Origin of the sequence: Leifsonia shinshuensis (assembly GCF_014217625.1) — a bacterium.
In the GTDB taxonomy this organism is placed as follows: domain Bacteria; phylum Actinomycetota; class Actinomycetes; order Actinomycetales; family Microbacteriaceae; genus Leifsonia; species Leifsonia shinshuensis_A.
The window spans coordinates 2,307,119-2,321,960 of record NZ_CP043641.1 but is presented as its reverse complement, the minus strand read 5'-3'; the positions used below and the strand labels follow the sequence as shown (position 1 = coordinate 2,321,960).

At 69.3% G+C, this 14,842-nt stretch carries 13 protein-coding genes; 5 read left to right on the top strand and 8 right to left on the bottom strand.

Going from position 1 to position 14,842, the window contains the following annotated elements; translation table 11 throughout:
• Positions 1-9 precede the first annotated feature (9 nt).
• Complete coding sequence (locus F1C12_RS11030; RefSeq protein ID WP_258045846.1) at positions 10-1,020, top strand: acyl-CoA thioesterase; 1,011 nt, start codon at positions 10-12, stop codon at positions 1,018-1,020.
• On the opposite strand, the gene F1C12_RS11025 is transcribed toward F1C12_RS11030, so the two are convergent.
• On the bottom strand, positions 1,017-1,931 hold the full coding sequence (locus F1C12_RS11025) for a LysR family transcriptional regulator (RefSeq protein WP_185275071.1): 915 nt from the start codon (positions 1,929-1,931) through the stop codon (positions 1,017-1,019). The genes F1C12_RS11030 and F1C12_RS11025 overlap by 4 nt on opposite strands.
• A gap of 103 nt (positions 1,932-2,034) precedes the next feature.
• Between F1C12_RS11025 and F1C12_RS11020 the strand changes: the two genes are divergently transcribed.
• From F1C12_RS11020 to F1C12_RS11010, 3 genes are read left to right on the top strand one after another with little or no spacing between them, the layout of a single operon-like run.
• Positions 2,035-3,021: an ABC transporter substrate-binding protein gene (locus tag F1C12_RS11020; RefSeq protein WP_185275070.1), complete on the top strand. Its 987-nt coding sequence runs from the start codon at positions 2,035-2,037 to the stop codon at positions 3,019-3,021.
• Positions 3,022-3,070: 49 nt separating this feature from the next.
• A complete protein-coding gene (locus F1C12_RS11015) occupies positions 3,071-4,141 on the top strand; it encodes a PstS family phosphate ABC transporter substrate-binding protein (RefSeq protein WP_185275069.1) in 1,071 nt (356 codons plus the stop codon).
• A gap of 30 nt (positions 4,142-4,171) precedes the next feature.
• Complete coding sequence (locus F1C12_RS11010) at positions 4,172-5,167, top strand: PstS family phosphate ABC transporter substrate-binding protein (protein ID WP_185275068.1); 996 nt, start codon at positions 4,172-4,174, stop codon at positions 5,165-5,167.
• A gap of 43 nt (positions 5,168-5,210) precedes the next feature.
• Here F1C12_RS11010 and F1C12_RS11005 read toward each other — a convergent pair whose 3' ends face one another.
• Positions 5,211-6,299, bottom strand: a complete 1,089-nt coding sequence (locus F1C12_RS11005; protein ID WP_185278908.1) for an LLM class flavin-dependent oxidoreductase — start codon at positions 6,297-6,299, stop codon at positions 5,211-5,213.
• Between the two features lie 240 nt (positions 6,300-6,539).
• Between F1C12_RS11005 and F1C12_RS11000 the strand changes: the two genes are divergently transcribed.
• On the top strand, positions 6,540-8,216 hold the full coding sequence (locus tag F1C12_RS11000; protein WP_185275067.1) for an ABC transporter substrate-binding protein: 1,677 nt from the start codon (positions 6,540-6,542) through the stop codon (positions 8,214-8,216).
• 114 nt (positions 8,217-8,330) lie between these two features.
• On the opposite strand, the gene F1C12_RS10995 is transcribed toward F1C12_RS11000, so the two are convergent.
• From F1C12_RS10995 to F1C12_RS10970, 6 genes are read right to left on the bottom strand one after another with little or no spacing between them, the layout of a single operon-like run.
• The gene (locus tag F1C12_RS10995; RefSeq protein ID WP_185275066.1) at positions 8,331-9,767 is read right to left on the bottom strand and encodes an aldehyde dehydrogenase family protein; all 1,437 of its coding nucleotides are present in this window, start codon (positions 9,765-9,767) and stop codon (positions 8,331-8,333) included.
• Between the two features lie 22 nt (positions 9,768-9,789).
• Positions 9,790-10,563, bottom strand: a complete 774-nt coding sequence (locus tag F1C12_RS10990) for an SDR family oxidoreductase (protein WP_185275065.1) — start codon at positions 10,561-10,563, stop codon at positions 9,790-9,792.
• Positions 10,563-11,471 carry a dihydrodipicolinate synthase family protein gene (locus tag F1C12_RS10985; protein ID WP_219732604.1) on the bottom strand — a complete coding sequence of 303 codons (909 nt, stop codon included), beginning with the start codon at positions 11,469-11,471 and terminating at the stop codon, positions 10,563-10,565. Before F1C12_RS10985 ends, F1C12_RS10990 begins: the two co-directional genes overlap by 1 nt.
• Entirely contained in the window at positions 11,468-12,256 is a 789-nt protein-coding gene (locus F1C12_RS10980; RefSeq protein ID WP_185275063.1) for an enoyl-CoA hydratase-related protein, read from the bottom strand. The genes F1C12_RS10985 and F1C12_RS10980 overlap by 4 nt, the downstream gene beginning before the upstream one ends.
• Positions 12,256-13,470, bottom strand: coding sequence for a CaiB/BaiF CoA transferase family protein (locus tag F1C12_RS10975; RefSeq protein WP_258045845.1), 1,215 nt, complete (start codon positions 13,468-13,470; stop codon positions 12,256-12,258). Before F1C12_RS10975 ends, F1C12_RS10980 begins: the two co-directional genes overlap by 1 nt.
• Positions 13,467-14,837: an FAD-dependent oxidoreductase gene (locus F1C12_RS10970; protein ID WP_185275062.1), complete on the bottom strand. Its 1,371-nt coding sequence runs from the start codon at positions 14,835-14,837 to the stop codon at positions 13,467-13,469. Before F1C12_RS10970 ends, F1C12_RS10975 begins: the two co-directional genes overlap by 4 nt.
• Positions 14,838-14,842: the final 5 nt, after the last annotated feature.

Here is a 14,842-nt window from a genome sequence, read left to right as displayed (position 1 = left end):
GATGATCGCATGCACACACCGGGATCGACCATGCCAGCAGCGCGCGCCGGGGACGGGCGTCCCGATGGCGCCATCACGCTGCGCTTCCTGGTCGCGCCGTCGGACATGGACGCGACCGGCCAGACCGTCCAGGCCGGCCGGGTCCTGGAGTGGATCGACAAGGCCGGTTACGCGTCCGCCGTGGGCTGGAGCGGCTCCTACTGCGTCACCGCCTACGTCGGCGACGTGCACTTCGCCCGGCCAATCGCGGCGGGGACGATCGTCGAGGCGCACGCGCGGGTCGTCTACACCGGGCGCACCAGCGTCCATGTCTTCGTGTCGATCGAGACGGCGCAGCTCGGTGGGAGGGAGTTCTCGGTCGCCACGCACTGCATCCTGGTGTTCGTCGCCGTGGGGGAGGACGGCACGCCCCGCGAAGTCCCGCAGTGGGAGCCCTGGAGCGACGGCGACCGGACCGTCCGGGAGAGGGCGCAGGCGAGGATCGAGCCGCGCAAGGCCATCCAGGCCACCATGCTCGCGCTGAACGGCGTCGGCGCCGCCAGTGCTCCGCCCACGGTCTTCCGCTTCCTGGCGAGCCCCGGCGACACCAACTGGGGCGGCAACGCCCACGGCGGCACGGTGATGCGCTGGATCGACGAGACCGCCTACGCGTGCGCGGCGGGCTGGGCCTCCGATCCGGTCGTGGCCGTCTACTCGGGAGGCATCAACTTCTTCCGGCCGATCCCGATCGGCAACATCGTGGAGGTCGCAGCGCGGCTCATCCACACGACGGACCGCAGCATGCACATCAGCGTCGCGGTCCGGTCGGGCCATCCGGCGACGCCGCACCAGCTCAGCCTGACGACCCAGTGCATCTCGATCTTCGTGGAGAAGGGTGCGTCCGGCAGCGCCGTCCCCGTGCGCTCCCTCCCGTTGGTCACGCCGGAGGATGTCGCCCTCGACTCGTACGCGCGTGAGCTGATCGAGCTCCGTGGGGCGATGTCCGCCATTCCCTCCAGACTCGCGTCCACCGTGTTCTAGGGCGCCGCGGTCGCGTTCCCTCCGACCGCGATCGCGATGATCGAGCGCGCGAGCGGCGTGACGGTCTCGGGGGCCCAGGCGAGGTCGATCCCGACGCGTGGCGGATCCGCCTTCCCGGCCCCGAGGCGGATCGGGAGGAGCGCGATCCGCGACGAGGCGATGTCGCGAGCGGAGGCGGGCACGATCGCGCAACCGAGACCGACGCTCACGAGCGCCAGGATCGCCATGATCTGCCCCGCGTACTGCATGATCCGGGGGCGCACGTGCTGTTCGCGCAGGATCGTCTGCATCAGGTCGTGGAGGTAGCGGGACTCCCCGGGCGAGTACATGAGGAAGGGCGTCCCCTCCAGCGCGGTGAGCGACACGGGGGCGGCGTCCGACGCCAGCGCCCAGTCGGAGGGGACGGCGAGGACGAGCTCCTCCTCGAAGACGCGGCGCGAGGCGATGCCCTGCCGCGCGCCGATGGGGCGCATCAGGGCGAGGTCGATGGTCCCGCGCGCGAGCTCGTCGACCTGATCGGTGCTCACCAGCTCCCGGAGGAACAGTCTCACGCCCGGGAACTCCTCCCGCTTCCGGCGGATGAGGTCGGGGAGGATGGTCAGGCCTGCCATGGCCGTGTACCCGATCGTCAGCGTCCCGGCGATCCCTGCGCCGACGGAGCGCACTTCGGCCTCCGACTTCGTCGCGAGGTCGATGATCTGCCGCGCCCGCGGAAGCAACGCACGTCCTGCGGCTGTGAGTTCGACCCGGCGGCTCGACCGGTGGAAGAGGGGCGTGCCGATCGTGCGCTCCATCTGCTGGATGTGACGGCTCAGCGGCGGCTGGGTCATCTGCAGTCGCTCCGCCGCCTGGCCGAAGTGCAGCTCTTCGGCGACGGCCAGGAAGCATTCGAGCTGAACCATCGAGAACATCGATTCCTCCATTGGATCGATTGCACCGCAATTTGGTTTGTTTGCGTATTCAACAGCAGTTTAGTGTCAGGAGCATAATCCGTTTCCAGCTCTAAGGCAGGTCATGAACGACATCTCGGAAAAGAAGGCGCAGACGCTGAGGTTCGGTTCGAAGGACTCGTACCTTCCCTACCTGGCGCAGGCGCTGGGCTACTTCGACGACGAGGGCCTCGACGTCGAGGTCCTCGACAAGGCGCAGATCAAAGCGTGGGAGGCGGCGGGCCACGTGCTCCCGGCGAGAGTCGCCTGGGCGCACTACGCGGTGTTCGGGGTCGGCAACGGGCTCCCGCAGGTGAGCGTCATGACGCTGCACGATGCGCCAGGGATCTCGATCATGGTCGCGAACAGGGTGAAGGACGACATCCGCAGCGCAGCGGACTTCGCTGGCCGCACGGCGGCGGTCGGCGCCCCCTACTCCACGAAGGGCATGCTGACGAACTACCTGGCGGTGCGAGCCGGCCTGCCGAGCGGGAGCTACGAGTCGATGTCCCTGCCCTCGGACGGGCGGCTCGAGATCCTCACCGCGGCCCTCGAGAGGAACGCGGTCGATGTGCTGACGTTCATGGAGCCCGTGTCGTCGCAGGTGCGGGCGACCGGTCTGGTGACCGACCTGTACGACCTGACGACGGCCGACGCGGCGGCGGCCGTCCTGGGCGCCCGCTATCCGGCGGAGTCGCTGCTGGTCGATCCCCGATTCGCATCAGAGCGGCCGGACCTCGTCCAGTCGCTGGTCACGGTCTTCCTCCGGACCATGCGCTACACGAGGGACAGCTCAGCGGCCGAGGTCGCAGCCCTTCTCCCGCCGGCGTTCTTCCCGGACAAGAGCCGTGAGGCCGCGGCGACGATCGTCGCCAGTCGCTGGGGGACCATGGCGTCCGATCATTCGATCTCGGCGGACTCCTTCGAGCTCCTCATCGAGTCGATCGAGGCCGCTGCGTTCGACGAGAGCGCCGCCGCACAGGCGCGCGCCGCGGCGCAGGGGACACGGGTCGACGCGGAAACGCTCTTCACGAACGAGTTCCTCGACAGCGTGAGCACCCCGAACAGCTGACCTGTGGCGTGCTCGGCGACACGTTCCACACATGGATAGGGAGAAATGAATGAGCAACGAAATCGCAGAAGTGCCCGTGAGCGGCCATTACGACCTCAGCGGCCTTCCTCTCTACACGCCCGCGCGGGTCGAGGACACGGATCACTGTCACAACGACGTCTGCCAGGGCGAGTGGGGGGTCATCCGCATCCAGGCGGGTGAGAACTTCATGGGCCTGATCACCGCGTGGCAGAACGCGTTCCTGAAGATCCACTCGAGCATCCGGTTCGCGAACTACTTCAATCCCAGCGGGATCGGCGGCCTGACGACCAAGAAGTTCGACATCGGCACGCTGGGTCACGCGGTCTGGCGAACGGACGTCACCGCGTTCCGAGACGTCTTCGGCCGCAATCCGCACGAGATCCGGCTGAGCGGGCCCTTCGACCAGAAGGGCGGCATCCAGCCGGCCCCGGTCTTCATCGTCAACAAGGAGAACCCCCTCGCCGGGCTGACCCTGGATCAGATCGACGGGATCTTCGGCGCCGAGCGGACCGGAGGCTGGACGGACGCGTACGAGTGGTCGACCGAGCTGGCGCGCGGGCCCGAGAAGGACCTCCGCACCTGGGGACAGCTCGGGCTCGGCGGCGAGTGGGCGGAGGCGCCCATCCGTCCGTACGGGTTCGACGCCACGCTCAGCGGCTGGTCGCACCTGATCCAGCAGGTCGCGTTCAAGGGCGGCGGGAAGTGGAACCCCGAGATGGTGGAGAAGGTGCGCGGAGGCCTGAAGAAGGTCGCGGACGACGAGATGGTCGAGGCCGTCCTGAACGACAAGTACGCGATCGGGTTCAACCTCCCGAAAGTCGTCAAGAAGTATCCGGACCTGAAAGTGCTGCCGATCGCGGCGACGGCCGAGGGGCCGTTCGTCTCCGCCTCGCGCCAGACGCTGTTCGATCGGAGCTACCCCCTGACGAACAACGCGTACATCTACCTCGACAAGCCGCCGGAGGGGCTGTCGGACCGCTTGAAGGAGTTCCTGCGGTTCGTGCTGAGCCGCCAGGGTCAGCAGATCCTCGCGGAGCAGGACCGCCTGACGCCGCTCAACGCGGAGGAGTCGCGCCGCCAGATCGCGGCGCTGGACTGAGGATTCACGACGAGAGAGGTGCAAGAGAAGATGACACTCATCGAAGAGAACGAGACGCTCCCGTTCGATGTGCTCCGCGTGAGCGGATCGCCGAACATGCGGGAGCTGATGGACGTCTGGATCCCCGAGTTCCAGCGACGTCAGCCCGACGTCCACTTCGCACTGGACCTGCAGGGCACGTCCACTGCGCAGTTCACGCTGCAGGCGGACACCGCGGACCTCGCGCTGAGCGCACGGCAGTCCTCGACGTACGAGGAGTACGGCATCATCCGCCGGTCGCAGTTCATGTCGAAGGAGATCCCGGTGGCGATCGGGAGTCATGCCGCGATCGGCAAGTCCGCGGCGCTCGCCGTCTACGTGCACGAGGACAATCCGATCGCCGGCCTGAGCCTGCCCGAGCTCGACGGGATCTTCGGCGACCAGCGCTCCGGGGGCTGGGGCGGCAGGATCGCGTGGGTCGAGGGCTCCGCCCGGGGTCCCGAGGGGAACATCCGGCGCTGGGGCGAGCTGGGCCTGACCGGTGCGTGGGCGGACGCCGCGATCGTCCCGTACACGCCGCCCGCGCTGCATCCCGGCGGCGTGAGCTTCTTCCAGCGGAGGGTCATGGGCGGCGCGGACACCGTGAACCCGCGGACGCGCGAGTATCCCGACGCCGGCGACCTGGTCTCGGCCCTGGCCGACGATCGGTTCGGCATCGGATACGCGAGCCTCGGCTACGCCCGGCCCGGAGTGCGCGCGGTTCCGCTGTCCGACGGAGGGCCGTTCGTCCCGCTGACCCAGCAGACGGTGGCCGACCTGTCGTACCCGTTGACGCGTTTCGGGTACATCTACGTCGCGCCGGACACCGTCGTCGGCGATGCCGCACCGATGAGCGGCAGCCTCCTGGCCTTCATGCGCTTCGCGCTCTCACCCGAAGGCCAGGCGCTCATCGGCTCGACGGATTACCACCCGCTTCCCCCGGAGGTGGCTGCCGAGCAGTACGGCGCCCTGACGCATCCAGGCGAGTTGATCGGCACGGAGAGCTAGCCGCGGCCCAGCGCGGATTCCGATTCCTCCGTCCGCGCGCCGCTCAGTCAGGTTCCCGGCTGAGCGGCGCGCCGAGCAGTTCGAGGGTCCGAACGCGGCCGGGTGCCTCCGTCGGTCGCTCATCCCGGTAGGCGCCGGCCACGGGCGAGATCATCACTTCGTCCACGCCGAGGCGAGCGGCGAACGCCCGCAGTCCGGCCGACACGGTCTCGCCGGTTCCGATGAACCAGGTCGCTCGCGCCTCGGACATGATCCGGCCGGCGTGCTCGTCGAACTCGGAGGCGGACTCCGTGGCCTGCTCGACGGACTCCAGGGGCGTGAGGGGCAGGTTGAGGCGTAGCCGCGCGATCGCATGCAACTCGGGGAGGGCACGCTCCTCGGCCTCGGTCGCCGTGGTCGCCGCAATGACGTTCGCCGTCGCGAACGTCCGCGGGTGCGGTTGCGTCGCCGTGGGTCGGAAGTGCGTCCGGTACAGATCGAGGGCCGACTCCGATCCGTTCCCGGAGAGGTGGTTCGCGAACACGAACGGCAGGCCGAAGGCAGCGGCCAGCCGCGCCGAACGGTCGCTCGAGCCGAGCAGCCAGACCTCTGGAGCGGTCGTGGCCGAGGGCGTCGCGCGGACCTCGTAGCTGCTGCTGCCGGTGCGGGACGACGGGCGCACCAGGTCGAGCGTGATGCCGTCTCGCGTCATGAGCCGCACGATGTCGCGCACGTGGTCCGGGAACTCCTCGACATCGCTGGACGTGCCCGACATCCGGAGGAGCTGGCTGATCACCGGATCGCTGCCCGGGGCCCGACCGAGACCGAGATCGATGCGCCCGGGTGCGAGGGCCTCCAGGGTCGCGAACTGCTCGGCCACGATCAGCGGGGAGTGGTTGGGCAGCATGACACCGCCGGATCCGAGCCGGATCCGGCGCGTGCGTCCGGCCGAGGCGGCCACGAGCACCGCCGGCGAGGTCGACGCGACCGCGGGCAGGTTGTGGTGCTCGGCGAACCAGTACCGTGTGAAGCCGGCCGCTTCGGCGGTGCTCACCAGCTGGAGCGATGCTGCGAATGCCTGAGCGCTCGTCTGACCCCCTCGGACGGGCACGAGGTCGAGTACCGACAGCGAGAGCCGGTTGCTTTCACGCATCACGAACCGATCATCATCCATCGCGGCAGCCCATCGGGTGAAAGTTCGATGCAGAGCGTGCATGGCTCCAGTCAATTGCGGCAATGATCGTTTCGATCGCTTTGTATCGATTGACACTTCCAGATCAAACGACTGATACTTTCCGCACAAGCGATCCCTGGTGGACGTTTGATTCCGCGCTCAACGGCCTCGTCGACTTCCGAGGCGGCGCCGTCGACGCCTAGCCACGATGGAGTTGCAATGACAGTGAAGTCGCGCATGTCCCGAGCGGCGGCGGTCGCCGTCGGCGTGATTCTGGCCTCGGCCCTGGCCGCCTGTACGAACACAGGCAGCACGCCGCCGAGCTCGGATCCGCAGGGCCCGACCACTCTGCGGATGGCCGCCACCGCGTCCGGACCGTTCACGGACCAGTTCAACCCCTTCCTCCAGGCGACCCAGAGCGCAAGCGGATACTCGATGTCTGCGATCTACGAGCCGCTGATGGTCGTCGACTACGCGAAGTCCACGGAGGCCCCGTGGCTCGCGAAGAAGGGCACGTGGAACAGCGACGGGACGAAGCTGTCGATCGAATTGCGGTCGGGGGTGAAGTGGTCCGACGGCACAGCGTTCAGCGCGGACGACGTGGCTTTCACGTTCGGTCTCATCGGCCAGGACAAGGCGCTGAACTTCTACGGTCTGCCGATCAAGTCCGCGACCGCGACCGACCCGACGACCGTCGAGGTCGATTTCACCCGGCCCGCGTTCCAGACGCTCTGGTTCCTGACGGCGCCGGTGCAGAAGGCGCAATGGTCCACGGTGGCGGACCCGGTGACGTTCGCCAACACCTCGCCGATCGGTACGGGCCCGTATGCGCTGAAGACCTTCACCCCGCAAGCGATCACGTTGCAGAAGAACACGCACTACTGGCAGAAGGGCTCGCCGAAGATCCCATCCGTCCAGTACCTGTCGTTCGACTCGGAGAGCAGCATGGACGCTGCCGTCGAGGGCAAGCAGGTGGACTGGATCACGACGGCGAGCTCCGATCCCGCGGCGATCACCTCGACGTCCCCGAAGACCCTCGACAGCTACACCGTCAACACCGGCGTCGGAATCTATCTGTTCCCGAACAACGCCGCAGGGCCGACAGCCGACGTCGCCGTCCGGAAGGCGATCAGCCAGGCCCTGAACCGGTCCGCGATCGCGAGCGCCTCGCTCGGGCCGGGCGCGACACCGACGAAGAACCAGACCGGTCTCGACGGATCGCCGAACCTCATCGCCTCGAAGTACAAGAACCTGACGTTCGGCAAAGGAAGCGCTGCCGCGGCGAAGTCCACTCTGAAGGCCGCCGGATACAAGCAGGGGGCCGATGGGTACTTCACCTCGCCGCAGGGGGCTCCGCTCGCCATCACCTTGACCGTGCCGGCGAGTGCGGCCTACGGCGACTGGACGCGGACGGCGACGCTGATCACGAGCGAGCTCAAGCCCGCCGGGATCAAGGTCACACCGAAGACGGAGTCCGTCGTGGCCTGGCGGCAGGACCTGGCGTCGGGCAACTTCCAGTTGACGATGCGCGCCTCGGGAGGCACGGGCTCCGTCTACGACGGTCTCACCAGCCTGGTGATCCAGCCCGTCGCTCCGGTCGGCGGGAACGCGATCCGGAACTGGGAGCGGTACAGCAATCCGGCCGCCGGCACGCTCCTGCAGGCGATGGCGGCTTCCCCGACAGGGTCAGCAGGCTACACGAAGGCGCTCGACGGGATCGAGGAGATCCTCGTCGACGACGTGCCGGTCGTCCCGCTCGGCTTCGGCGCCGTGACAGGCATCCGGCGCATCGACTCCTTCACCGGTTGGCCATCGGCCAGTGACCCCTATGCGCTGCCGGTGGGAATCAAACCGAGCCTGGTCCAGATCCTGACGAGATTGTCCGGGAAGGGCTGAACCGGCGGCGGAACGTGGACATTCGTCCCGTCGATGAGGGGACGGACGGCGGCGTATGGAGCACGGGGGTCGGTCGGCTCGGGGGCGTCTGACCGGACCTGACGCGCTCGTGCGTCACTCGGCGCCGAGGTAGACCGTCTTCTCCCAGGTGTAGAACTGCGTGGCGGTGTGGCCCTGCTCGCGGAACGTCCCGGACGACGAGTCCTTGACGCCTCCGAACGGCACGTGCAGGTCGAGCCCCGCGGTGGCCCGGTTCACCTTGATCACACCGGCGTGCGCGTTCTCGGCGAAGTCCGACGCACGGGAGAGGCTCGTGGTGCAGATTCCCGCCGTCAGCCCGTACGCGGAGTCGTTGATGGCGGCGAGTCCCGCTTCATAGTCCGGCACCTCCATCACCGCGACGATCGGGCCGAAGATCTCCTCTGCGGCGAGCGGGGACGCGTGCTCGACGTCGACGGCGATGACCGGTTGGAAGTGGAGCCCGTCGCTTTCGGGGCGTCCATGGAGCAGGGTCGCCCCGCTGTCGACCGCGTTCCGGACGGCGGAGATGTCCCGCTCCAGCTGCGCGTCGCTCGCCACGACCCCCATGGCCGTGGCCGGGTCCAGGCCGTCGCCGGGGGCGTAGGTCGCCGCGATGGCGGCGAGCTCTTCGAGGAACGCGGCGCGGATGCCGGGCGTCACGTACACGCGCGATGTGGCGGTGCACGCCTGGCCGGTGAGTCCGAAGCCGCCGGAGGCCACGACCTGCGCAGCGCGGCGTGGGTCGGCGTCGTCCAGGACGAGGACGCCGTTCTTGCCGCCCATCTCCAGCTGGCTGCGGCCGCCGCGCTCGTTCACGACGCGCCCGATCTGCCGCCCGACCGCAGTCGAACCGGTGAAGGAGAGCGCCGCGATCCGGTCGTCCTGTGCGAGCGTCTCGCCGACGGTGCGGCCGCTGCCCTGCACCACATTGAGCACACCGGCCGGCAGCCCTGCCTCGTGGAGCGCGGCGGCGAGATGACGCGCCGACATCGGTGTGAGCTCCGAGGGCTTGAGCACGACGGCATTGCCGGAGAGGAGGGCGGGCGCCGTCTTCCAGGCCGGGATGGCGATGGGGAAGTTCCACGGGGTGATGAGTCCGACCACGCCCAGCGGCCGGCGCCGCGTCGAGATGGTCGTTCCCGGCAGCGCGCTCTCGTACGTCGTCCCTGTCGCCGCCCAGCCGAGGGACCCGAAGAACTGCAGTACGCCGACGGCGCGACCGACCTCGCCCGAGGCCTCCGCGATCGTCTTCCCCTCCTCCCGGACCAGGTCGGCCGCCACTTCGGCGGCACGCGAGCGGAGCAGCTCGGCGGCACGCATCAGGATGGCGCCCCGGGCCGGAGCGGGCACGGCCGCCCACGCGGGCTGGGCTGCTTCGGCCGCGGCGATCGCCGCCTCGGCGTCTGCGCGGGTGCCCGACGCCGAGACGACGGCGACCTCGTCCGGTCGCGCGGGGTTACGGCGTTCCTTCACCGGTTCGCCCGTGAACTCCCCGTCGATGAGGTGCTGTGCGATTGCTGTCGATGACATCTGCTGGTCCTTCCGATGAGACTTACTGAGTGCGCACGAGGCCGCCGTCGCAGCGCACGGCCACGCCGGTGATGTAACTGGCCCGGGTGCTGCAGAGGAACGCGGCGGTGTCGCCGAACTCCTCCGGGGTGCCGTAGCGCCCGACCGGGATGGTGGAGCGCGAGCGCCGTTCTGCCTCGGCTGCGTCGATGCCCTCCCGTGCTGCCTGGGCGGCGTCGAGCCCGGCCACCCGGTCGGTGGCGATCCGCCCGGGAAGCAGCATGTTCACCGTGACGCCGTCGCCGGCGACCTCGTTCGCGAGGGTCTTCAGGTATCCGGCCAGTGCCGCTCTGCCCAGGTTGGAGGCGGCGAGGTCGGGGAGTGGCGCGACGACCCCGCTGGATCCCACCGCGAGGACGCGCCCCCAGCCGCGATCGCGCATGCCGGGAAGCGTCCGCGCGATGAAGTCGTGACCGGGGGAGACGAGTCGGTCGAAGGCGTCGGTCAGGTCGTCCGCGCTCAGCCCGGCGGCCGTCGACGGGCGCGGGCCGGGGCCGTTGAGGACGAGGATGTCGACCGGGCCGAACGCGGCCTCGGTCGCGGCGATCGCCGCAGCGCGGGACGCCGCATTCGTGACGTCCAGTTCGACACCGATCGCCGACGGGAGCGATCCGGCGATCTCCCGGGCCAGGGCGAGCCTGCGTCCGGTGACGACGACGTTCGCGCCCTCCCGCCCGAGCGACTGGGCGACGGCACGTCCGAGACCGGCGGTGGACGCGGCGACGAAGGCGGTGCGCCCCTGCACTCCGAGGTCCACTAGTGCCCCGCTTCCCCGATGCGCTCGGCGCGACGGAGGTGATCCGCCGCGATCTCGCGCAGCTGCTCGGGGAACGACGCGGCGGGCGGGCGCGTGGCGCCTTCGTCGATGAGGCCTCGGCGCGCCAGCAGGTCCTTGCGGAGGGCGAGCGCCACCCGAGGCTGCTGTTCGTAGTTGACGAGAGGGAGGTAGGGGATGAACGCCTCCCTGGCGCCGTCCCCGTCGCCGGCCCGCCACGCGCGCACGCAGGCGATGAGGGCCTCGGGAAAGGAGAATCCGGTCATCGCGCCCGCGGCGCCCGCGGCGAGCTCGTCGAGCAGACTCTGCCCGCCGAGCCCTCCGAACACCGAGACGCCGACGCGGTCGACGATCCGGGCGATGGCCGCTGCCGTCGGCGGCGCCTCGGCCTTCACCGCGCAGACGAACGGGCACGCTTCGACGATCTCGATCACGCTGTCGGTGGAGACGGTGACGTGGCTCGCCACGGGATAGTCCTGCAGCACGACCGGTGCGCCCGTCTCGGCGTGGATCGCCTGGAGATGCTCGATGACGACCCGGGGGGAGCCGCTGTTGATCTGCACCATCGCCGCACGGAACCGGCCGCCCGCTGCGCTCCGAGCGGCCCTGATCTCCGCGATCGCGGGCGCCGTCGCGAGCGCGCTCACGCCGACCACCATCGGCAGCCGCGTCGTGGCGGCGACGGAGCGCAGCACCGTCGCGCGCTCCTCCGAATTGAGCGAAGATGCTTCGCCGAACACTCCGAGCACGGTGAGGCCGGTCGTCCCGCACGTCTCGTAGAACTGGACGAGCCGGGTGAGGCTCGGGAGGTCGAGGTGCTGGTCCGGCCCGGCGAACGGGGTCGCCACGACGGCCCACACCCCGGGCTCCAGAGGCGCGGCAGCCGTCATCGTCCCTTCCATTCCGGCCGGCGCTTCTCCTGGAAGGCGGCGATGCCTTCGACGGCGTCCTCGCTGTCCAGCGCGGCCATCAGCGCCGGGAGCCGCATCCCTCGCGCCTCCGCGGCGGAGAGCTGCGCCGTGCGCGTGACCATCTGCTTGACCGCGCGGACGGAGGTGGGCGCGCAGGCGAGGATGTCCTCGATCCAGCGCTCCGTGGCGTCGTGGAGCTCGTCGGCGGCGACCACTTCGTTGACGAGTCCCATCGCCGCCAGCTCAGCGGCGGAGGCCTTCCTGCCGGTGAGCAGCATCCCCATCGCCTGCGTGTAGGGAACGCGGCGCACCAGGAGATGGATGCCGCCGTCGAGGGCCAGCCGGCCGACCCGGGGCTCGGTCAGGCCGAAACGGGCGTTCTCGCTCGCGATGACGATGTCGGCGCCGAGGACGATCTCCATGCCGCCGCCGAGGGCGTAACCGTTCACCATGGCGATCACCGGGATGTCCAGGGTGCTCCGGAGGCTCAGGCCTCCGAACCCGTTCGGGTCCAGCTCCGCCCAGTACTCGAGGCCGGTCTTGCCGACGCCGGCCGCGGACATGTCGGCCCCGGTGCAGAAGGCCTTCTCGCCCGCTCCGGTGATGACGACCGCCCGCACGGTGGTGTCGGCCTCGATCGCAGCCCAGATCTCGTTCAGCCGCTCGTGCGTCCGCCGGTCGACCGCGTTGAGGACGTGCGGACGGTCGATGGTGACCGTCGCGACTCCCCGCGAGTCGAGCTCGTAGCGTACTTCGTCCGTCATCACAGCACTCCCAGTTCCTGCAGCCGCCCGATGGTCTGCTCGTCGAAACCGTGCTCGCGCAGCACCTCCACGTTGTGCTCGCCGAGGCGGGGAGCGACGCGGCGTACGGAGGCGGGTGTCTCGGAGAGGTGGATCGGCGCGTTCAGCATCTTGAACCGGCCGGCCACCGGATGGTCCGCTTCGACGATCATCCCGTTCACGAGCGTCTGCGGGTCGGCGAGCGTGTCCGCGAGGGTGAGCACCGGGGCGTTCAGGACGCCTTCGGCTTCGAGGCGGGCCGTCCAATGGGCCGTCGTGTTGGTCGCGCACCTCAGCGCCAGGATGTTCTGCAGTTCCGCGCGGTTCTGCACCTGCTTCTCGAACGTCGCGAACTCCGGTCGCAGGGTGAGATCGTCCTCGAACTCCAGCGCGGCGCTGATCCGCCGGAGCGGGTCCGTGGAGAAGCCTCCGACGAAGCACACGGCCGAGTCCGTCGTCGCGAAGACTCCGGTCAGCGGCATCGCACCCCAGTTGACCTCGAAGCCGCGGTTGAGCTGCATCGACGCCTCCTGCATCTGCATGTGGAGCATCGAGTCGTACATGCTGACATCCACCCGCTGCCCCTCGCCCGTGGCGTCGCGGGTGCGCAGGGCGAGCAGGATGCCCTGGAACAGGTGCATGCCCGTCGTGTAGTCGCACAGGGTCGTCGGATACACCGACAGCGGCAGCTCGTCGGAGCTGCGCCGCCACATCACGCCCGAGTAGGCCTGGTTGATCACGTCCTGACCACCGAGGTCGGAGTGGGGACCGGTGGGCCCGAACCCCGTTCCGGAGGCCCAGATGAGCCGCGGGTTGACCGTGCGGAGCTCCTCGTAGTCGAACCCCATCCGCTCCATCACCCCGGCGCGGAAGTTGCTGACCACGACATCGGCGCTCAGGATGAGCTCCCGGAGCGCGTCGCGGCCTTCCTCCTTCTTGGTGTCGATGGCGATGCCGCGCTTGTTCCGGTTGATCGAGAGGAAGATCGGGTTGTCCTTCCCGTCCCGGTCGGGCATCGAGTTGCGCGACGTGTCGCCGACCCCCGGCCGCTCGACCTTGATCACGTCGGCGCCGAAGTCGCCGAGCATCTGCGTGCAGCTCGGCCCCATGAACACCTGGGTGAAGTCGATGACGGTGATCCCCGACAGGGGGAGCGCCTGTCCGGGGGCGGCGGATTCCCGCGGGTCCGCCGTCACGAGGCGACGGCGATCGACTCGGCGTCCTCGATGAGGGCGTTGGCGGCGGGCCGGTCGCCCGGGTCGGCGTTGTGCGAACGCATGCCCCGTTGGATCTCGGTCGCATCCACGTCGCGCACGCGGATCCCCTGCTGGACGGCGAGGGAGGCGGCCACGGCGGTCGCCTGCCCCATCGCCATGCACGGCGGGATCTCGCGCGACGACTTCTGGGCGTCGGAGGTCGCGGAGAAGTGACGGCCGGCGACGAGCAGCTGGTCGACGTTCTTCGGGAGCAGGGAACGGTACGGGTAGTAGTAGTCGCGGCCGCGGGCGACCGTGTCGGCGAAGTGACGGCGGTTCACGACGTCGTCCTTCGTCATGACGTACTCGCCCTGCAGCAGCCTGGTCTGGCGCACGCCGATCTGCGGAGCGGTGTCGAGCACGAAGCTGTTCTCGAAGCCCGGCAGGAACTCCCGCACGTACTCGACCGCCTCGGTGATGCGGTCGCGTCCGGCGAAGTCCGCCCGGGTCAGCGACTCGGGATCGGTGCCGTCGAAGCCGCTCATGTGCGGAGCGTTGCACCAGACCACGCCGGGGAGCGGGGTCTTCAGCCACCACAGGTCCCAGGCTCCGCCGAGGATCCGCTTGACGCGCTTGTTGATGGCTCGCGCCTCCTTCGGATTCTGCTGCTCGTACTCCTCGGCCGATCGCGTGTCCACGCCGCCCAGCCGGAAGACGAGGGTCGTGATGTACGCGCCCTGGATGAAGTCGGCGCCGGCGCGGGAAGCCACGTCGATGTCGCCCGTGGTGTCGATCACGACGGTGCCGAGGTGCGCCTGCGGGCCCGCCTTCGTCTCGACGATGACGCCCTTCATGACCCCGTCGTCGACGATCGGCCGCGAGAAGAAGGAGTGCAGCACGAGGTTGACCCCGGACTCCCGCACCAGGTCGTTGGAGACCCGCTTCCAGCCGTCCGGATCGAAGGCGGCCGCGTAGCAGATCGGCTTCGGGTGGGAGTGGCTGTGGAAGTCGAATGTGCCGAAGCGCCCCCACTTGTTCCAGAGCTCCTGGGACATCGCCCGGTCCTCGGCGGGCGGGACCACAGCCAGGCCCAGCTTCTGCAGGCGCTCGATGTACTCCGAGACGATGCCGGTGACGGTGATCTCCTGGCCGTTGATCATGTCGTCGAGCACGAGCACCATCCCGCCGGAGGCCAGGCCGCCGAGGTAGGAGTAGCGCTCGATGAGGGTGACGGACATTCCGCTGCGCGCCGCCGTCACCGCCGCCGACACCCCTGCGGGACCACCGCCGACGACGAGGACGTCGGAGCGGGAGACGACAGGTGCGGAGACGTCGTCCGAGTGGATGAGCAGGTGTTGCGAGGACATGCGTT